This is a genomic window from Mammaliicoccus sp. P-M58 (genome assembly GCF_022386165.1).
In the GTDB taxonomy this organism is placed as follows: domain Bacteria; phylum Bacillota; class Bacilli; order Staphylococcales; family Staphylococcaceae; genus Mammaliicoccus; species Mammaliicoccus sciuri.
This window is the reverse complement of record NZ_JAJNJI010000016.1, coordinates 1-20,162: the sequence shown is the minus strand read 5'-3', so window position 1 is coordinate 20,162 and position 20,162 is coordinate 1. Positions and strand designations below refer to the sequence as shown.

The following is a 20,162-nucleotide window of genomic DNA, read 5'->3' as shown; positions in this document are numbered from 1 at the left end:
GGCTCCTATTTATCTTGTTTAGGCAGTCTTGATAAATACGAAGCGTCTATTTATCTTGTTTGGTCATTCTTGATAAATACGAAGCGTCTATTTATCTTGTTTGGTCATTCTTGATAAATACGAAGCTCCTATTTATCTTGTTTGGTCAATCTTGATAAATACAAGGCTCCTATTTATCTTGTTTGGGTAGTCTTGATAAATACGAGGCGCCTTTTTATCTTGTTTGGTCATTCTTGATAAATACAGAGCTCCTATTTATCTTGTTTAGGCAGTCTTGATAAATACAATGCCCTGAATATTGCTTGTCATGCCCCACTTGCAATATTCAGCCTCCCAACATTGCTAGTCACACCTCACTTGCAATATTCAGACCTCCAACATTGCTTGTCGCACCTCACTTGCAATATTCAGTCCTCCAACATTGCTTGTCGCACCTCACTTGCAATATTCAGTCCTCCAACATTGCTTGTCGCAACTCACTCACAAGTTCCCCTTATCTAAAATATTCACCCCCATCCGCATATGTCTGAAAATACGAAAAAGCGTCTAGAACATTTCTGTCCTAGACGCTTTATGTTAAAGGCTTAATATTCACCTTTATCTTCTTTATGATATCCTCTTAAGAAGTATACGATTGCCATTACGGATAAGAATACAATACCGATAATAACAGAAACACGTGTTTCTGAATTGAACAGCATACCGATTAATACTAAGATAAAGAATCCTAATGTTAAATAGTTAGAGTATGGTGCAAACGGCATCTTGAATGGATGATCTTTAATTTCATCAGAATGATGTCTTCTAAATTGAATATGACTAAATAAAATCATAAACCAAGGAACCATACCTGGTAGTATTGATGCACTGTATACATACACAAAGATATTTTCAGAACCATCAATTACTAATGGTAATACGATATTTAAAATAACACCTACAAAAATACCAATTGAAATGGCTAATACCGCAAAGAATGGTACCCCTGTTTTCATAACTTTTGTGAAAATACGAGGCATTTGTCCTTTTTGAGCTAATGTATAAACCATACGGCTTGAACTGAAAATACCTGAGTTACAACCTGACATTGCTGCTGTTATAACAACGAAGTTAATTAATCCTGCAGCAATCGTAATACCTACTTTTGCAAATGTTGCAACAAATGGACTACCTACGTTACCTAGTTGATCCCATGGATAAACTGTTACAATAACGAATATTGCACCTATGTAAAAGATTAAAATACGCCAAATTACACCATTAACGGCTTTTTTAATATTTTTCTGTGGATCTTTCGTTTCACCCGCTGTAATACCTATTAATTCAACACCTTGATATGAACCTACAACCATTGATAATGCAAAGAAGAAACCTACGATACCTTTAGGGAAGAATCCACCATGTTCTGTTAAGTTTCCTAATCCTATAGCATTCCCGCCATTTCCAAGTCCAAAGAAGATTAGACCGAAACCAGCTATAATCATTAAAATAATTGTTACAACTTTAATCATTGCAAACCAGAATTCAAATTCACCGAAAGCTTTAACTGAAGCTAAATTTGCTGCAGCTAAAGTTACAACTACAATTACCCCTGGTATCCACGTTGGTAAATCTGGCCACCAGTATTGCATATATTGTCCAACAGCGATTACTTCACTCATACCTACTACTATCCACTGGAATATGTTACTCCAAGCTGTTACATAACCAGCTACTGGATGTAAATAATCACTCGCATAGTTGGCGAATGATCCTGTAGTTGGATACAAATAAACTAATTCTCCCATTGCTCTCATTACTAAATACAAGAAAAGGCCTGCTACTAAATAAGCGAATATTGCAGATGGTCCCGACCATTTAATAGTGCTTGAAGCACCCATAAACAAACCAACACCTATTGTTCCACCAAGTGCAATCATCTGTACTTGACGTGAACTCAGACCCCTTTTTAAATGATTGTCTTCCATTCTTTCGTGTCACTCCTCATTACAAACTTTTCAGTTAAGATTTATCTATTTAATTTTATTCAAACTTCATGGGACAATTATACTATAAATAATCAGAAAATAAAGCACTACTAGAAAGCGTTTTCCTTTTTTTATAAAATTATATGTATTTTGTTCATAATATTGTAATTTATTTATAAATAATAAATAGAAATAAAGAAAACGAGACATTAAATTAATGTCTCGCTCCTAAAGTTTGTTCTATTGTAATATTTCTACCAGCACGTGATCCTATTATCATAATGATAATGGATGTAACAAGCAATATGCCAAACGATGTATTCCAACTATTTGTAGCATCATGCAGTATACCAAATAGTAATGGACCAATCGCAGCAAATAAATACCCTACTGACTGTGACATACCTGATAATTTGGCTGCTGTTAAACCATTTTCTGTTCTTAATCCAAAGAATGTATTAACAAGTCCAAATGCTAAACCGCTCGCAACACCAATCAATATAATACCTAAAAATGCCCAGTTAGGTTGTAACATTAACATTAGTATACCTAATACAAAGAGTAACCCAGTCACAAAAGTAATCAGAACTTGGTTCTTCATTTTTTCAGCAAATATGGGTGTGACAAAAGTTAGTGGAATAATAGCTAATTGAAGAATGGATAAATAAATCCCTGCTTCATTAATTGGTGTACCATGACTTAATAAAAATTCAGGTAACCAATTTATCAATGAATAAAATATCATTGACTGACCACCCATTAATAACGTAATTTGCCATGACAATGGTGATTTCCAAACATTTATATTTGTCGTGGTTTGAGAACTATTAACCGTATCATGTTTATTTAACTGGAATGACCATGTAATAATACCTATAAACGTTACAATACCTATTAAACTGATTGCTATGTTGTAGTTAAAATGTTTAACAAGTGGTGCTGTAACATATGATGAAACACTTCCAAATATATTCATCACAACTGTGTAATAACCTGTCATGATTCCTATACGTAAAGGGAAGTTCATTTTAATAATACCTGGCGTTAACACATTTCCAAACGCAATACCTACACCTATTAATATCGTACCGACATATAACCAAGACACGCCTGTAATCGCTCTTAAAGCAATACCTACACATATTAATATAAGTGCTCCAAAAACTGTACGCTCTAATCCGAATTTGTGGCTAATTTTAGCAGCGAATAGTGAAATAACCGCAAATGAAAGTAACGGAATAATCGTAATTAAACTGACAGATGTATTGGATAAATTTAAAGTATCTTTAATTGAAGGTAGCGCAATCCCTACTGAAGTAATAGGTGCTCTTAAACTTGCTCCAATTAATAAGATGCCAATAAATAATATTAAACTTTGTTTTTTATTTCTATTTATATGATCCATCTTTTTATTATCTCCCTAAAGTGAATTTCTGTTATACTGTTCTTAACGTTCGTTATAAAGAACACACTATATTGTACAACGCGTTCGTTATAAAGTAAATAGGAGTGTTTATATTTATGAAAGATATCCATACAATTGTTGCACATAATTTATCACAGTACCGAACATCGCAACAATTAAGCCTAAGTACAGTATCTAAATTGACAGGCGTTAGTAAAACAATGCTCAATCAAATTGAGAATGGACAATCTAATCCTACCATTACAACTTTATGGAAAATAGCAAATGGCTTACATTTACCTATTTCAGATTTAATTTCTAACAAAGAAGATAACATTAATTGCGTGTCTAAATCAGACATCACACCTATATATAACGATAATCAATCCGTTACAATATATCCATATTTTCCATTTAATATAGATAAAAATTTTGAAATGTTTAATATGATTTTACACAGTGGAGCCAAAATGATATCAGAAGGACATCACAATGGATCTGAAGAATATATCATTGTTCATAGTGGCACACTTGAAGTCGATATCAATGGCGTTAAACACACAATCCGAGAAGATGACGCCATACGATTCGAATCCGACGTGACACATACTTATCGCAATATTGGTAAAGATGAGGTTCATTTAACAGCAACTATACAATATAAATAAAGGATTGGGATAAAAATTTATCCCAATCCTTTTTACTTATCATTCAATATGTCATCCATTGTTCTCTGTACGCTACCTGCATACATTGAACCAAACTTCACTAAGTGCACCATTAATAAGTATAGTTCATAAAATTTAATTCTTTCATTTGCACCCTTACTTAATGGTAATGCTTCATCATAAGCTTTATAAAAGGCTTCCGTAAAACCACCAAAGACTTTAGTAGCACCTAAATCAAATTCACGATCTCCGTATAATGGAGAAGGATCAAATAATGCAGGTTCCCCGTTAAATAAGAACATATAATTGCCTGCCCACAAGTCTCCATGTAGTAATGAAGGTTTGCTTTTATGTTCTGTTAAGGCTTCAATAATAACTGTACGTACTTGTTCAAATTGTTGAAGTTCGTCCTTAGACCAAAGTCCTCGTCTTACAATTTCGTCTCTCAGTTGGTCTAAACGTTGCTCGACAAATATATTAATCCATGTATCTTTCCAACCATTTTCGAACGTAATATCACTACCATGATACGGTAAATGAAATCCAAATTTACCATCTTGTTGATAATGACTATGCAATTTCGCTACGAGTTTACCGAGTTCACTTTGACTACCTCGGCGACCTTCTTCAAGATAACTCAGTATTAAATACGCATCTCCATTAATTTGACCGTAACCTTTAACAACAGGTGCCGTAACACCCGCTTCTTCAAATGCTTCTAAACCAGCAATTTCCGCAGCGTAAAAATCTTCACTTCTATTATGTTGAACAAGTAGAAAATCCGTTCCACTTTGTCTTTCAATTCTATATGCTTCATTCACATCTCCACCACTAACTGGTATGAGTTCTTTAATATCATCTATAGGTAATTGTGATTGCCAATCTTTATTCATGACGATCCCTCCTATGTGTTATTGTATTAAAAATTAATCAAACTTCAAAACAACAGCAATTTTATTATTATGTACCCTACTCAAAGTTTAATGATTCAAACTTATAAATCATCTGCAAAATCAACTCGCCATCTTTCGTAAGATGATAATAGATATTCGGGGGCATAATCTCTTCAGTTCTAATATTTATAAGATTATTTTGCTTCAACAATTCTAGAGATGCTTTAATAATTTGATCATCCACTTTATCAAACGCTGAAAGTAATGCTTTTTCTTCTCTTTCACAATCACTCATATAATTTAATAACTGAATACCGTAATTTTGTATAAGATGATTTATATTTTGTTTGATTTTCATTTCATTAATTGAAGTCAATTAAATAGCCCCATTTCATATTAAGTATATTGAAACATCAATATGCTAGCTTTTTAAATTATTTTTATACGTTTTGACAATTTGTTGTTTCGCATCTTTATCTGCTTCGAAATACCAAATACCATCATTCTCTATTTGATTCACACCATCGATAGATATCTTTTCAAAATGTTCTGTTGCACTTTTATAGTCAGTAATTAGTTTTCTTGTGTCATTTAAATTAAAGCTTGTTGTAATGTTATCTTGAGCAACATTCATCAACTCGTTGAAATTATTGACATTTAAATTATTTTTAAGCTTTTTACTTGTTGCTTCTATTATAATACGTTGTCTTTCTTGTCTTCCTTCATCATCTCCAGCGCCTTCTTCTTTACGGCTACGTACAAAGTCTAATGCTTCTTGACCATTTAATTTCACTTTCTCTCCAGCTTTAAATTTTGTACCGTTAAATGTAAAGGATTTATTACTTTTAACATTTACGCCATCTAGGGCATCGATTGTCTTTTTAAAGCCATCCATATCTACTGTTATATACCCATCTATCGGTATATTGAATTCATTTTTTAATGTTTGTACCGCTGTTTTTGATCCACCGTATGCATATGCATGTGCAACTTTATCATGATTACTATAACCAGGAATATTTACTGCCATATCACGTGGAACACTAACGAGTTTAGTTGTTTTAGTTTTCGGATTGATTGAAGCTAACATAATTGAATCTGTGCGTTCACCTATATTTTCTGATTCTCTTTCTTTGTTAGAATCTACACCAAAAATCGCGATAGAAATCGGCTTATTGTTTTTAATTTTTTCTTTCACATGTTTTGTATCTTGTTTATTAATCGGTTGATAAACTTTGTTATTTATATTAATCGCTTTTACTGTTACAAATATACCAGCAATTAAGACGAGAGCTGCAATTATAATTGTTACTTTACCTTTTCTTGTTAGCTTCATAGTCACACTCCTATTTTTTATTTATACTTACCATGATAGCACTTTTAAGTAGATTACTAAATGATATTTAGGTAGTCCTAAAGTCCTATTGTCTAAAATTATTTTTATATTTACAATAGAAAATAAAGTCTAAATATTTACGTTCAAAGGAGCTTTACGCACAATGAAGAAAGATTCCAAGCTCATTATTTGTTATGCTATTTTATTAATTTTAATCGTGTCATTGATTTTTACAAATTATATAAATCCTATTGATCAGTATGTCTATCAATTTATACAAACTCAAACATTAGCATTTAGATTACATAATTACTTATCGATTATTTCATTTTTATTTTCACCTTTACATAGTGGTATATTAATATGTGTATTATTAATTGGATTATACTTTTATAATAGAAGAAATTTGCTACAGTATTTCATCTTCTCTTTCTCATCACTATTTATAGGAACAGCGTTAAAGTATATTATTCAACGACCAAGACCATCTGATTTAATTGATGGATACAGCTTTCCAAGCATGCATACACTAACGTTATTTGTAGCTATTTTTCTAATACTTGCGTTATACAATCATGTAACGGTCAAATGGATTACTGCTATATTAATTTTATCTATGATGTGTTCAAGAATTTATTTAAGTGCACACTTCTTTTCTGATACTGTCGCAAGTCTAATCATTGTTCATTTAGTTTACTTAAGCGTTACTAAATTTATGCATCAGTCCTCGCGCTTGTAAATTTCACCTTCTTTATTTTATGCTATGATAAAAATAAAGGAGGATTTTTTATGAGATATAATACTTTTAATCAACCAATTGGTGATGAAATCGAATCATTTAAAGAACCAAATATGCCTAGTATTGATATGCTTGAAGGTAAGTACAGTAAACTTGAACATTTAAATGAAAGTCATATCGATCAGTTATTTCCTTTATTATGTTCATCAGAAAATGATGCAAACTGGACTTATTTACCTCATGAACCGATTCATGAAAAAGCTTCATTTACTCAATTAATCGAAGAAAGAATCATTTCTAAAGATCCTTATTTCTTTGCGATTGTCGACAAAGAAACACATCAAGCATTAGGAATAATGTCACTTTTAAGAATTAATCCTAAAGCTTCAACGATAGAAGTTGGCCACATTCATTATTCATCACTACTAAAAAGAACGCGAATTGCTACTGAAGTACAATATTTACTTGCTAAATACGTTTTTGAAACTTTAAAATATAGACGCTATGAATGGAAATGTGATAGTTATAATGCACCTTCAAAACACGCTGCCGAAAGACTTGGTTTCAAATATGAAGGTACTTTTCGACAAGCACTCGTATATAAAGGAAGAAACCGCGATACAAATTGGTTCTCTATCATAGATAAAGAATGGCCATCTATCAAAAAACAATATGAAGAATGGCTAGATGAAAGTAATTTTAACCATGATGGTACACAAATCAATAAACTCTCAATGAACTAAATGTTTATATTTATCACGATGGGTATAATAAATAAAAAGGATTGAGGAGATGAAGAAATGAATAATCAAAGAATAGTTCCGCATTTATGGTTCGATAATGAAGCACAAGAAGCCGTCGATTATTATATGCAAACTTTTCCAGAATCAGAAATCATTTCAGATGTAACGTTTACAGATACACCATCCGGAGATGCAAAACAGCTCACTTTTAATATTTTTGGTTATAAATTTATGGCAATCAATGCAGGTCCTTATTTCACAAAAAATCCTTCCATATCATTTACAGTTCTTTTCAATCAATCTGAAGCAGCATTGTTCGACAAAGTTTGGACTGCACTTGCACACAACGGGAAAATTATGATGGAACTTGATACTTATGACTTTAGTGAAAAATATGGTTGGTTGGAAGATCAGTTTGGTGTTTCATGGCAACTCCTCATCACAGATCAACCATTCGACGATCGTATTAGACCATCATTTATGTTCATTAATGAAAATGTAGGTAGAGCTGAAGAAGCGATTAACTACTATACAAGCGTATTTAAAAATAGTGGTGATATTAGTAAATTTTATTATCCAGAAGGCATGGAACCAGACAAGCCAGATACACTCGCTCATGCCGAATTCAAATTAGAAGACCAATATTTTGTCGCACTTGATAGCGCACATAAACACGAATTCAACTTAAATGAAGGTATTTCGTTAATGCTATTTTTAGAAGACCAACAAGAAATTGATTATTATTGGGATAAATTATCTGCTGTACCAGAAGCAGAACAATGCGGATGGGTTAAAGATCAATTCGGTGTCTCTTGGCAAATTGTCCCTAAAATCATGGACCAAATGGCAGAAGAAGGTACACCAGAACAAATCAGTAACGTTACAAAAGCATTCCTTAAAATGAAGAAATTCGATGTAGAAACTTTAATAAAAGTCTATGAAGGCAATTTATAGTATAAAAAAGACAGAAGCAATGTGTATGCTTCTGTCTTTTTTATTTATTTTATCGGTACTGGCCATGTTTCTAAATGTTCAGCCATATCCCAGAACATATATTCATAGTAACTCGTTTTAACAATAATATCTTCTAAGCGTTGTAATTCTATTTCAGTCTTACCTTCTGCAACTTGATCCATCAACTGTATACAATCTTCTTTGTACTGACTAAATTCGTCTGAAGCATACATATTGATCCATTCTCCATATAAAGGATGGTCTGATGCTCCTTCAATTTCAACTAATTTTAACCCTATATAATTATAACTCCAAGTACATGTCAAAATAGCTGCAATAACATTCTCTATACCACCTTGTTGTGCCATATTCAACATATAACTCGTATAGCCAACAGTCGTTTGAGCAGGTTCTGTCTCTTCTAATTCCGCTTCTGTAATACCAAATTGCTTAGCATAACCTCGATGTAATGACATTTCAGTATTTAATGTACCATTCGCTAAATCAGCATAAGTCGCCATCATTTTTAAGTCAGTTGATTTAGCTGCACCGATTGAAAATAGTCTTGCATATTCTATTAAATATATATAATCTTGTTTCAACCAATGTTTAAATTTCTCTTGATTTAACGTGCCATCACCTAATCCTATAATAAAAGGATGTTCCATATAAGATTGCCATATGGGTTCAACTCTATTGAATACTCTATCTGTAAATTTCATTTATAAATCCTCCTTAATAATAAAAACGTCTGGGACATAATATAGATACCCAGACTTATTATATATATTGGCAGTAGATGACTGAACCCGAATTGCACTTGTACCAAGCTTTTTCAACTCTAGTCATCCTTGCCGGGGCGGGACTACGAAATCTTTTTATATAAATTAGATTTCTGTCCCGCTCCCCAGTGGTTTAAAATTATTTAATTTCTATACTCTTTCAACATATCTGTTTTATCAGGGGATTGCAAATAAAATTACATGCAGCTTTTATTACATGATTCTAAATAAGCTTTAGCCTGTTTATTCACTTCTTTAAAATCTATACCTTGCTTCATAGCTGCAAACACACAACCACAATAGCATTGTCTAAAAATTTCATACTCATTGCACATTTTAATCGATCTTTCATACCCCTTGTTCTTCTTAAAATCACTCGGTAAATAATAAACATGATATAAATCTTGAACATCCATACCGAGTTCGTTAATCAATTGTGCATTTTTCTTTGGTGACAACGTTAACGCACTCGCGAAATAATCATATCCAAGATCAGCTGCCGCTTCTGCAACGAGTTCTAAACGCATTTCGAAACAAGCCGTACATCTTAGCCCATCTTCATTTTCATCAGCTAAATCTTTACTTTTAACCATTTTCATAAATTTATGAGGTTCATAAGCCGCTTCAATATATTTCACATTAGAATTTGTACGTTCATTAAACTGTTCTACAAACCTTTCTTGAACTCTCGCTCTACGTTCATATTCACTTTTCGGATGAATATTTGGATTTGCAAAATAAATCGCAACATCTGCATATTGTGTTAATAACTCTAACGTATAAGTACTACAAGGTGCACAACAACTATGAATTAAAATAGAAGGTCTTGTTTCAGAACGTTCCCATTCAGAAATCATTTTACGCATAACCTTATCATAGTTAATCTTTTGATTTTTCATCTTAGCAATAATACCATCAGCTGAAATCACCATATACCTAACCATTCCTTTATACAAAAATTGTCATTTTTACAATATTTTATAACATTCAAAAGGTGATAGCAATATGATGATTACAGATAGTGTAGTGATTTTAATAAATGACTTTTGCAATATTATCTTCACTTTGAGATTGACCAGTCTTTAATAATTTTAGTTCATTAACCTTCTCATTACTATTTGTTATAACTGTTAAAATTGTTGTTTGCTTTCCTAATTCAAGTATTCGGTTAATATCCATTTTCGCTATTAATTGCCCTTCTTGTACAATATCTCCTTCTTTAACTAAAACATTAAAGACGTCTTCTTTTATTTCTACTGTATCAATACCCATGTGTACGAGTATTTCCAAGTTATCTTCAGTTTCAAATCCTATAGCATGTTTCGAATCTGAAATAAGCGTAACTTTAGCGTTCACGGGTGCATATACTTCATCAGTATTTGGAATGATACCAAATCCTTCTCCCATCATACGTTGAGAAAAAACTGGATCATCCACGTCAGCTAATGAAAGAATCTCTCCATTTGTCACTGCTTTTAAATTGATTGCTTTTAATTCATGCTTATCCGTTAAATTGTCAGAGACTTTTTCATCATTCAAATCAATATCGGACATTGATGATTTAGGAATACCAAATAATTGTGTAATAATAAATCCTAATACAAATGTAGCTACCCCAACGATAATATATGTCAGTAATTGACTAAAGTCATATATATACATTAATGGTGAGAGTATCACTGCTAAACCATATGAATTCGCCTGAATATTTAGTAAAGCCAACACACTGCCACCTAGCGCTGAACATAATAACATGATACTTAATGGTTTTATACCTGAACGTAATACAACACCAAATAGTGCAGGTTCACTAACACCTAACAATTGAGTAATCGTTGCACTAATGCCGGCAGTTTTAAATGAGGATTTTTGACTTCTTAAAGATAAAGCCAAACATACACCAGCGTTTGAAAAACCATACATTGCTGCTAATGTAATTAATGGGTTAAATCCTGTTGATGCCAGCAATGATGTTTCAACAATAATAAACATGTGATGTAACCCTGTCATAACTGCTAATGGATAAATAAACCCAATTAACAATCCACCGAGACCTAATGGTAAATGTATAAATGACTTAACAACTGTAATGCCTACTGATTCTATACCATGAACAATCGGACCCATGATAAATAATGAAAATATCATCATAAGTAAAATAACGAAAAATGGTGTGAAAATTAAATCTAATGCATTTGGCATTATTTTTCTTAATCTTTTTTCTAACTTCGCACCTACTAAACCTGTGAATAGTGCAGTTAGAATACTTCCTTGATAACCAACAATCGGAATAAATCCAGCAACCATTATCGGCTTAGCATCTCCCCCTGCGACATCATAAGCATTTGGTAAAGCTGGAGATACTAACATTAAACCAATCAAAAATCCTATGACAGGTGTCCCTCCAAATGTCCTAAAAGCACTCCAAGCGATAAATGCAGGCAAGAATGCAAATGCGGTATCCGTTAACATTGTTATAAGCGTTTGAATATAATTTGGAATCATTTCTGGTGTAGCACCAAATACACCTAATACCGATTCATTAAATACAACGCCTTTTAAACCAAGGAACAAACCAGTAGCACCCAGTACTGGAATGATTGGAATAAATACGTCAGCTAATAGTCTAATTGCACGTTGAATGTTTCCTTGGTTTTGATTTTTCATTGTTTCTTTACTAACTTCATCAAATTGATGTACATTCGTCATTTCATCATAAACATTATTAACAATTCCCGTACCTAATATAATTTGATATTGACCACCTGTATAAAATACACCTTTCACTTCATCAATTTCTTCGATGGCATCATCATCGATAGATTCTCTATCATGAACAGATAAACGTAATCTCGTAGCACAATGTGTAACACTTTCGATATTTTCAATACCAATAACCTTAACAATCTGTTCAGAAATATTTTTATATTTATTGTTATCTTTCCCCATATAATCTCACCTTTGCTTAATATTAAATTTATAATTCAATCATTATTGCTTCGTAAGGTTTTAATAATAACTTTCGATCGTTTCTATCTACTTTTTCATAGTTTTGCATTAGAACTTCAAAACGATCATTTTCAATTTCTATTTGATCCTCTTTATTTGATAAATTTATTATGACTTGTATTGTATGTGTTTCGTTGTGTCGATAATAACTGATAATATTTTCAGAAACATGATTAACTTCCTCAAATGTCCCATAAATTAATACTTCTTTGTACTTAGAATGATTTCGCAATTCGATCATATATTTATAAAAATTAAATAATGACTGGTTATTTTCCACTTCATCTTTAGCATTAACACATGGGAAATTGGTAGTTAAACCTATCCATGGTGTACCATTTGTAAATCCAGTATTCTCAGTATTATCCCAAGGAAAAGGTGTTCGTGTGTTATCTCTACTTCTTAAATTTACGAAATTTAATGCTTCTGTTTCACTAAAGCCTTCTTCAATACTTCTATAGTAGTTATCAATACTAGATATATCATTAAATTCTTTTATAGACTTACGTTTAAAGTTCGTCATGCCCAATTCTTGCCCTTGATAGATAAATGGTGTACCTCTTAAGAAGAAATACATCATCGCTAATGCACTGCCACCAATATAATTCTGATATTTCTCATCTGTTATATACTTAGATAATGCACGAGGTTGGTCATGATTTTCTATAAAATTGGCACTCCATCCTACTTTTTGTATTTCTTTTTGACTATTAAACAATAGTTCTTTAAATTCTTGAGTCGTCCAATTCGTTCTTTTAAACCAATCGCTGCCAGATTCAACATCAATATCAGCATATTTAAAATCAAATATCATAGAAAAATAACCATTTTCACCTATAAAATCTGAAAGCTCATCGTACTTCACTCCAGGGGCTTCTCCGACTGTGACACAATCGTATTTATTAAATGTGTTTTCCTTTAATTCATTTAGAAAAATATCAATTCCAGGTTGATTTCTAGTTCCATGTTTACAAGTGACCAATCCATCACTTCCATCAGGTTGATAAGATTCAAACTGTTGATCTTTTTTTAAGAACGTTATAGAATCCACTCTAAATCCTGCTAACCCTTTATCTAACCATGTATTAATCATGTTATATATTTCGTTACGTAATCTCGGATTTTCAAAGTTCAAATCTGGTTGTTTTTTATCAAAAACATGCATATAATATTTATCTTCATTTTGTAACTTTTCCCAAACACTTCCTCCGAAAATAGAACGCCAATTATTTGGTTCTTTATTTTCAACGCCATCTTTGAATATATAATAATCTCTATAAGGACTATTTGGATTCTTCAAAGCTTCTTTAAACCATCGATGTTCATCTGAAGTATGATTAATGACAAGATCAAGCATAACTTTTATACCTAAAGCTTGTGCTCTTTCTAATAATTCATCTAAATCTTCCATACTTCCAAATTCAGGATTAATCCCTAAATAATCAGATATATCATATCCATTATCAACCATTGGAGATTTGTAAATTGGACAAATCCATATCATTGTTATACCCAAATCTTTTAAATACTCTAATTTACTCGTAATACCTTTAATATCACCGATACCGTCTCCATTAGCATCATAAAAACTTCTCGGATATATTTGATATATGATTTCCTTTTGCCACCATTTTCTATCTTTCATTAGTGTTTCCTCCTTATGGTATCGATACCATATTTTCGATATAGTAAGTGAGACAGCTATATGTGTCTCACTTATTTATGTAGAACTTCTCTCAATAATATTTAATTCTAATGCATCTTGATTTACTGTATATTCTTTCTCATTCAAATAACTCATCAATAAATTTGTTGATTCATAACCTATACCTTCTATCGGTTGCGAGACAGTCGTCAGTGGTATACTTAACATTTCAGATAGTGGCTGATTGTCATAACCCATTATTGCAATATCTCCAGGAACATTAATATTATGCTCTAGTAAATATTTAATCATCCCAGCAGCTACTTCATCACTTCCTGAAAATACCGCTGATGGCCACTTAGATTTTTCATTATCAACAATATCCTTTGCTACTTTATAACCATCTTCTATTGTATGAACATTTTTATAAATCCATTCCATTTTCAGATCTATTTGATTATCTTCTAATGCTTTAATAAAACCTCTGTTTCTCGATGAACCGTGCTTAGTCTTATCAAAAGCACCACCCGTACAATATGCAATATGACGGTAACCTTGATTAATCAAAAATTGTATAGCTTGATAAGTAGCTTTCTCCTGATCAGTCCAAACAACAGGTAAATTTGAATCGATTAAAGACTTATCACCTGTTAATACAATTGGTCCATATTGTTTATATTGTGAAATGACACTTAAATCATTTTCAATAGAAGCCATTATAATACCATCAATATGTTTTTGCTTTAACATATCAAGTAGTCTTAATTCTTCATCCTTATCATCATAAGTCTGCATAATCAGGAGATGATAATTCGTTTTTTTTACAACTTTTTCTATCGCGTCTATCAGATATGCAAAATACGGATTTGTAATACGAGAAACAATAACGCCAATAGTAAAAGATCGATTAGACCTTAATTGAGTTGCTGCAGAATTAGGCGTATAATCCAGTTCTTTCATAGCTGCCTTAATCTTATCTTTTTTATCTTCCGATATATATGGATGATTATTTAAATAACGTGAGACAGTTGTAACAGATAATCCAGCATGCCTTGCAACATCTTTTATTGTCGCCATTGTGATACACCTACTTTTGTGAAATCGATTTCATATAAATCATAAATCTGTTTATTTGTTTTGTCAATAATAAAAAAAGAAGCAGATAATCTGCTCCTTTATATAAATCACTTATTTACTTTTATCCTTTAAAAACTTTCTGATATTGTACATATCCAGATAAGTAATGTTCAATGTCATCAATTCTTACTCTATAGCCATGGTGTTTAATAAAGAATGAATGAAGTATCCTTGAAGGATTCTTAAAATACATCGCAACTTCTGGATAGAAAAACCCTGTTCTTTGATAATCTGCACGTTTATGAATGGTAGCTATAAATTTCTTTTCATCTAAATGTTGTTCTACTAAAGATTCATAACCTGATTCTTTAGCATATTCAACTAAGTGATATGTAGTCATCAACATTTCTAAGAATGTTGGGAAAGTTGTTTCTCTTTGGTACATATAATCTAAATAGCTAGACACATTCTGTATACCGAATTTAAAATATTTTTCTTGTGGATCGATTTGTACAAGTTCATTCGTACAATAACCTAACCAATGATCGTGATACTTCCAATAATCTTTTTGAATAAAACGTTCAAATAGATTTTTAACGATATTTAACCATTTTTCATTATGATCTATTTGGTATAACCTTAATAAAGCTAATGCCGCTTCTCCGTCGTAATATATAATTCTATATTGTTCCTTTACAGTTAATTCAGGGTAGTTAATAACATGTACTGTTTTAGCATCTTCGCCTATCATCGTTTCAATACCACGTGCCACTTTTTGTGCAGCTTCAAGATATTCTTTTTTATTTGGATTATGTTTTAAATATTCACAAATTGCGAATATAAACGCTGCATTCTGACCTAATTTAATTTCATTTACATTTTTAGTATCGTCAAATATATGACCTAAGCCATCTGTTTCATATAAATAATGATTGATTAAATAATCTATAGCTTTTTCTGCAATTGTGATATCTTCATTTAAATATGTTAAGCCTTCTATTAAAGCATATGTTGATGATGAATGTCTTAAGTTATTGTAAAATGCTATGTTTTTATCGAAATGTGGAAAATACCCGTAATGGTACTTGCCATCTTCACCAATTTCATTACTTAAATAATGTGTACTATGTTCAATCATCATATCGATTTCATTACTTAAGTTGTCTATTTCTCTTAGACCTTTTGTGTAACCTCGCTCATCAAGAGCATACACATCATTATCCTCTATAATATAACCTTTTGCATAAAATTTTCGTACACTTTCACCTTCATATTGTTGATGACTATAACGTACTTTAATACCTTTATACTTTTTCAAATAATTATTAATATTGTCTTCAGATAAAATGAATGATTTTTTATCTTTTGATGGTCTAACAAAAGCATTTGCATTAATTTCATCAGATAAAAAAGCATATTCCCAATTGTCATCTAATGCTATTCCGTAATCAATATAGTTTCTTCTTGTATTGATTAAATCGTCTTTTAATATATCAAAATCTATCACTTCTTCTTCTATAACAAAATCAATCTTTACCCAATTAGCGCTCTTTCCAGTTTTCTTTCGAAATTCTTGCGCTAACTTCAAAATATTTCTTTTAATATTATTTTGAGTCTTAAAAACTCTTACGATTGCCTTTTGGTACTGATTGCCTATACTTACAAAGCTAACATCATGTTTAGGATATGTTTTATGCATCTCAAGAATTCTATCTATATCTTTACTTAAATTCATATTTAATCCCCCATTATTTGTGCTTTTATACTATTATAGCAATTCTATTCAATAACCTTTAAATATTTTTATATTATTTATCACTGCTGTCTGAAGTATAAATTAACGTATAATCACCTTTATTAATAATTCCGTGTTTGTATTGATCTCCGAAAACAAATTTATGATCGTTACTTAATAAAATATCTTTATGTTTAATATATAAGTTGTATAAATCATAAACAGTGAAGGATTGTCTTTCTTTTTTTCTATACCTACCTGTTAAATTAACGACTGCAGATTTTGACAAATTATAATTATGAACAAATTCATTTATAACCTTCAATCTATGCTTTTCTTTATCAAATAATAAATCTGACAGTTGATAAATTAGTGAAGGATGAGGAGAATCTGACATCGCATTAATAACATCATTCTCTGAAAATGATGCACCTTCTATGTAACGCCCTTTATTAGTTGGCCATTTTTTTAATTGTACATTTTTATTCTCAATATTTTTACCTTTTGCATAGATGTAATAAAGTACTGGCGCTATTCCACTTATTGTTGAAGAATTTTCAGCATTGTATGTTTCGACTATTTGATCAGTTTTATTTGAAATTTTTAGATATGCGTATTGATTGAACTTCTTACCTGTAGGATAATCATTCTCTGACAAATCTGCTTTAAATTTTTTAAGTTCTATAGGTAACTTTTGAGCAATTTTAGGAAACTGAGTATCAGTAACTGATGATTTTAGTAAAATCAATGAATCTTTGTTAGCCATGTATAATAAATCTTTCAACAATAAATCAGGATCGTTATACCACGTTATATTTTTATTCTTTGTATTATTTACAATTACTCTCGTTTCATCGTCTAAACATAATACATAATCTGCTTTCGACTCTTCGATATATGTAATTAACTTTTTATGAATTTCTTTTGATTGAGCACCTAAGTCACTTATTTTACCAATAGCTATTATTTTATTACCTGAGAAATACTTACATTGACTGTTAAAAGCTTCAATTGCATTAATCATTGCTGGTAATGAGGCATTGTGTGTATCATCAATCAAAGTAATTGTATTATTCTGTGATTCTACCTCTTTTATTTCGAGTACTTTTTTGAATGATTTAAATTCTTTTAAATGGTTTAAACAACTTGATAAATCTACTTTTAAATTCATTAAACACAGAACTACTGCTAATGAATTTTCAATCATTCCTAAACTTAAAGTTGATAATTCATAATTAATGTTCTCTTCTTTAACTTTTAATTTAATATCTGCGTAACCTTTCTTAATTGAGTATCCTAAAATTTCTATAGTTCCTTTTTTCTGCTCCAAATCATAAGTCATGATATTATCTGTTGCTTTCTGTGCATTTTCTATTAAAATATCTGAATGCATTGTACCTTGATTAATGATTGCTATACCTGAATCCTTCAATCCATAAAAGATTCTACTTTTAAAGGTTGCTATATCAACCTCACTACCTATAGTCGATAAATGCGCAGAACCTATTCCCGTTACAATAGCTATATCTGGTTTTAATATTAATGAAAAATTGCCTCTATTATTTAAAGCATTTAACGAAACTTCAAATATTGCAAAATCAGGATTACTTGCTAATTTGCACATTTGCAATAAAACAGCACTTCTCGTATTACTATTAGCTCTATTTTCTAATACTTTATAATTTTTCAAAGCTTGCGCAACCATAAGCCTTGTAGAACTTTTACCCATTGATCCTGTAATAGCTACAATCGGATTCTTATAATTTTCTCTTATTGTTACAGCCAAAGTTTTGAGTGCTTCAATACTATTTTCAACTATGATTTGAGGAATTTTGAAATTGAGTCCCTCTATGTATTCTTCGGTTATGATAAGACCGATATTTTTAATGTTTTTATTAATTTGTTTATTCCCATCTGTTAATTTACTTTTTCTTCCAAGAAACTTTGACCAAGAATTTGAACTAATTGAAAAGAAAGCTGTTTCTGTATTATTTAAATGGATAGCTTGATATTCAAAATTAGTAATAATTTGTTCTTCTTTACCTGAAGGATCTAGTATAGGTGAATTAAGAATATTAGAAATTTCTTTTATTGTGTATTTCATTAAATAAACACCCCTAAATATTAATAGATAATAGCAATCATAGATTTAGATTATATGTAACTATAAATTCAATTGTTATAAAAATTGAGGCCAGGACAAACTATGTTGTCCTAGCCACAATCAAGATTCAGCAATCATTATTCTTTCTTTTTATTTCTTCTTCTGAATAAGATAATCGATCCCAATCCTGCTAATAATGTTGCAAATAAAGTACCATTGTTAGATTTTTCTTCTCCCGTATCCGGTAATTTATCATCATTTTTCTCGTTATCAGTAACTTGACTTTCTGAGTCAGTACTTGTAACAGAAGTAGAAACATTACTATTAGCCGAATTAACATTTCTTAGATCTTGGCTATATTCATTATTGTTTGTAGCTAAACCAGAATCTCCATCTAAGTCACTAACACCAACTAAGTTATCATTTGCATCGGAATCATAACCAATGCCATTGTCATTATCGACATTGGAAGTTTCGTTTGGATCAATGTCCGCATTCGCACCTAATTCGCTATCTACGTCGGCATCGGCGTCCGCATCCGCATCGGCATCTGCGTCTGCATCGGCATCAGCATCAGCATCGGCGTCTGCGTCAGAATCGGCGTCTGCGTCAGAATCCGCATCTGCATCTGCATCTGCGTCAGAATCTGCGTCGGCATCCGCATCAGCATCGGCATCAGCGTCTGCATCTGCATCGGCATCGGCGTCGGCATCTGCATCGGCGTCGGCATCTGCATCAGCGTCTGCGTCAGCATCAGCGTCAGAATCCGCATCAGCATCCGCGTCAGAATCCGCATCAGCATCAGCGTCTGCGTCAGCATCAGCGTCAGCATCTGCATCTGCATCTGCGTCGGCATCGGCATCCGCGTCAGAATCCGCATCAGCATCAGCGTCAGAATCCGCATCAGCATCTGCGTCGGCGTCGGCATCTGCGTCAGCATCTGCGTCGGCATCAGCGTCTGCATCGGCGTCCGCATCCGCATCGGCATCTGCGTCTGCATCGGCATCAGCATCCGCATCGGCGTCTGCGTCAGAATCGGCGTCTGCGTCAGAATCCGCATCTGCATCTGCATCTGCGTCAGAATCTGCGTCGGCATCCGCATCAG

17 protein-coding genes are annotated in these 20,162 nt (G+C 32.0%); 4 read left to right on the top strand and 13 right to left on the bottom strand.

Going from position 1 to position 20,162, the window contains the following annotated elements:
* Positions 1-584 precede the first annotated feature (584 nt).
* Together LQ694_RS14215 and LQ694_RS14210 are read right to left on the bottom strand one after the other, a co-directional pair.
* Positions 585-1,967 carry an amino acid permease gene (locus tag LQ694_RS14215; protein ID WP_049320632.1) on the bottom strand — a complete coding sequence of 461 codons (1,383 nt, stop codon included), beginning with the start codon at positions 1,965-1,967 and terminating at the stop codon, positions 585-587.
* A 214-nt stretch (positions 1,968-2,181) separates the two neighbouring features.
* Positions 2,182-3,372, bottom strand: coding sequence for a CynX/NimT family MFS transporter (locus LQ694_RS14210; protein ID WP_196968476.1), 1,191 nt, complete (start codon positions 3,370-3,372; stop codon positions 2,182-2,184).
* Between the two features lie 116 nt (positions 3,373-3,488).
* Between LQ694_RS14210 and LQ694_RS14205 the strand changes: the two genes are divergently transcribed.
* Positions 3,489-4,040, top strand: coding sequence for a helix-turn-helix domain-containing protein (locus LQ694_RS14205; RefSeq protein WP_058612591.1), 552 nt, complete (start codon positions 3,489-3,491; stop codon positions 4,038-4,040).
* A gap of 32 nt (positions 4,041-4,072) precedes the next feature.
* On the opposite strand, the gene LQ694_RS14200 is transcribed toward LQ694_RS14205, so the two are convergent.
* The 3 genes from LQ694_RS14200 to LQ694_RS14190 all read right to left on the bottom strand — a co-directional run bounded on the left by LQ694_RS14200 (position 4,073) and on the right by LQ694_RS14190 (position 6,269).
* On the bottom strand, positions 4,073-4,933 hold the full coding sequence (locus tag LQ694_RS14200) for a fructosamine kinase family protein (RefSeq protein WP_218697142.1): 861 nt from the start codon (positions 4,931-4,933) through the stop codon (positions 4,073-4,075).
* A gap of 76 nt (positions 4,934-5,009) precedes the next feature.
* Entirely contained in the window at positions 5,010-5,309 is a 300-nt protein-coding gene (locus LQ694_RS14195; protein ID WP_058612589.1) for a winged helix-turn-helix transcriptional regulator, read from the bottom strand.
* A 45-nt stretch (positions 5,310-5,354) separates the two neighbouring features.
* Positions 5,355-6,269: an LCP family protein gene (locus LQ694_RS14190; RefSeq protein WP_096791679.1), complete on the bottom strand. Its 915-nt coding sequence runs from the start codon at positions 6,267-6,269 to the stop codon at positions 5,355-5,357.
* A gap of 163 nt (positions 6,270-6,432) precedes the next feature.
* On the opposite strand from LQ694_RS14190, the gene LQ694_RS14185 reads away from it, so the two are divergent.
* The 3 genes from LQ694_RS14185 to LQ694_RS14175 are packed head-to-tail and all read left to right on the top strand — an operon-like array spanning position 6,433 to position 8,705.
* The gene (locus tag LQ694_RS14185) at positions 6,433-7,008 is read left to right on the top strand and encodes a phosphatase PAP2 family protein (RefSeq protein ID WP_058612587.1); all 576 of its coding nucleotides are present in this window, start codon (positions 6,433-6,435) and stop codon (positions 7,006-7,008) included.
* Positions 7,009-7,058: 50 nt separating this feature from the next.
* Positions 7,059-7,751, top strand: coding sequence for a GNAT family N-acetyltransferase (locus LQ694_RS14180; protein ID WP_196968474.1), 693 nt, complete (start codon positions 7,059-7,061; stop codon positions 7,749-7,751).
* A gap of 57 nt (positions 7,752-7,808) precedes the next feature.
* Entirely contained in the window at positions 7,809-8,705 is an 897-nt protein-coding gene (locus tag LQ694_RS14175; RefSeq protein WP_196968473.1) for a VOC family protein, read from the top strand.
* A 44-nt stretch (positions 8,706-8,749) separates the two neighbouring features.
* Here LQ694_RS14175 and tenA read toward each other — a convergent pair whose 3' ends face one another.
* The 8 genes from tenA to LQ694_RS14135 form a co-directional block, all read right to left on the bottom strand.
* Positions 8,750-9,427, bottom strand: coding sequence for a thiaminase II (tenA, locus tag LQ694_RS14170; RefSeq protein ID WP_196968472.1), 678 nt, complete (start codon positions 9,425-9,427; stop codon positions 8,750-8,752).
* Between the two features lie 257 nt (positions 9,428-9,684).
* On the bottom strand, positions 9,685-10,416 hold the full coding sequence (locus LQ694_RS14165) for an epoxyqueuosine reductase QueH (protein WP_196968493.1): 732 nt from the start codon (positions 10,414-10,416) through the stop codon (positions 9,685-9,687).
* Positions 10,417-10,519: 103 nt separating this feature from the next.
* Positions 10,520-12,436, bottom strand: a complete 1,917-nt coding sequence (locus tag LQ694_RS14160) for a PTS sucrose transporter subunit IIABC (RefSeq protein WP_218697141.1) — start codon at positions 12,434-12,436, stop codon at positions 10,520-10,522.
* 28 nt (positions 12,437-12,464) lie between these two features.
* A complete protein-coding gene (locus tag LQ694_RS14155; protein ID WP_218697140.1) occupies positions 12,465-14,141 on the bottom strand; it encodes an alpha-glucosidase in 1,677 nt (558 codons plus the stop codon).
* 75 nt (positions 14,142-14,216) lie between these two features.
* Positions 14,217-15,218, bottom strand: a complete 1,002-nt coding sequence (locus tag LQ694_RS14150; protein ID WP_058612581.1) for a LacI family DNA-binding transcriptional regulator — start codon at positions 15,216-15,218, stop codon at positions 14,217-14,219.
* 121 nt (positions 15,219-15,339) lie between these two features.
* Positions 15,340-16,953, bottom strand: coding sequence for a poly(glycerol-phosphate) alpha-glucosyltransferase (locus LQ694_RS14145; protein WP_218697138.1), 1,614 nt, complete (start codon positions 16,951-16,953; stop codon positions 15,340-15,342).
* Positions 16,954-17,026: 73 nt separating this feature from the next.
* Positions 17,027-19,057 (bottom strand): Mur ligase family protein, encoded by a 2,031-nt coding sequence (locus tag LQ694_RS14140; protein ID WP_231492984.1) that lies wholly within the window; start codon positions 19,055-19,057, stop codon positions 17,027-17,029.
* 137 nt (positions 19,058-19,194) lie between these two features.
* On the bottom strand, positions 19,195-20,162 hold a 968-nt coding region (locus tag LQ694_RS14135), incomplete at its 5' end, for a fibronectin-binding protein FnbA (RefSeq protein ID WP_239772151.1).

Bases quoted from the DNA above. Each gene is read 5' to 3' on its own strand.
- LQ694_RS14210 (WP_196968476.1), bottom strand. From the start codon at position 3,372: ATGGATCATATAAATAGAAATAAAAAACAAAGTTTAATATTATTTATT.
- LQ694_RS14190 (WP_096791679.1), bottom strand. From the start codon at position 6,269: ATGAAGCTAACAAGAAAAGGTAAAGTAACAATTATAATTGCAGCTCTC.
- LQ694_RS14150 (WP_058612581.1), bottom strand. From the start codon at position 15,218: ATGGCGACAATAAAAGATGTTGCAAGGCATGCTGGATTATCTGTTACA.
- LQ694_RS14160 (WP_218697141.1), bottom strand. From the start codon at position 12,436: ATGGGGAAAGATAACAATAAATATAAAAATATTTCTGAACAGATTGTT.
- LQ694_RS14140 (WP_231492984.1), bottom strand. From the start codon at position 19,057: ATGAAATACACAATAAAAGAAATTTCTAATATTCTTAATTCACCTATA.
- LQ694_RS14175 (WP_196968473.1), top strand. From the start codon at position 7,809: ATGAATAATCAAAGAATAGTTCCGCATTTATGGTTCGATAATGAAGCA.
- LQ694_RS14205 (WP_058612591.1), top strand. From the start codon at position 3,489: ATGAAAGATATCCATACAATTGTTGCACATAATTTATCACAGTACCGA.
- tenA (WP_196968472.1), bottom strand. From the start codon at position 9,427: ATGAAATTTACAGATAGAGTATTCAATAGAGTTGAACCCATATGGCAA.
- LQ694_RS14155 (WP_218697140.1), bottom strand. From the start codon at position 14,141: ATGAAAGATAGAAAATGGTGGCAAAAGGAAATCATATATCAAATATAT.
- LQ694_RS14185 (WP_058612587.1), top strand. From the start codon at position 6,433: ATGAAGAAAGATTCCAAGCTCATTATTTGTTATGCTATTTTATTAATT.
- LQ694_RS14180 (WP_196968474.1), top strand. From the start codon at position 7,059: ATGAGATATAATACTTTTAATCAACCAATTGGTGATGAAATCGAATCA.
- LQ694_RS14145 (WP_218697138.1), bottom strand. From the start codon at position 16,953: ATGAATTTAAGTAAAGATATAGATAGAATTCTTGAGATGCATAAAACA.
- LQ694_RS14215 (WP_049320632.1), bottom strand. From the start codon at position 1,967: ATGGAAGACAATCATTTAAAAAGGGGTCTGAGTTCACGTCAAGTACAG.
- LQ694_RS14200 (WP_218697142.1), bottom strand. From the start codon at position 4,933: ATGAATAAAGATTGGCAATCACAATTACCTATAGATGATATTAAAGAA.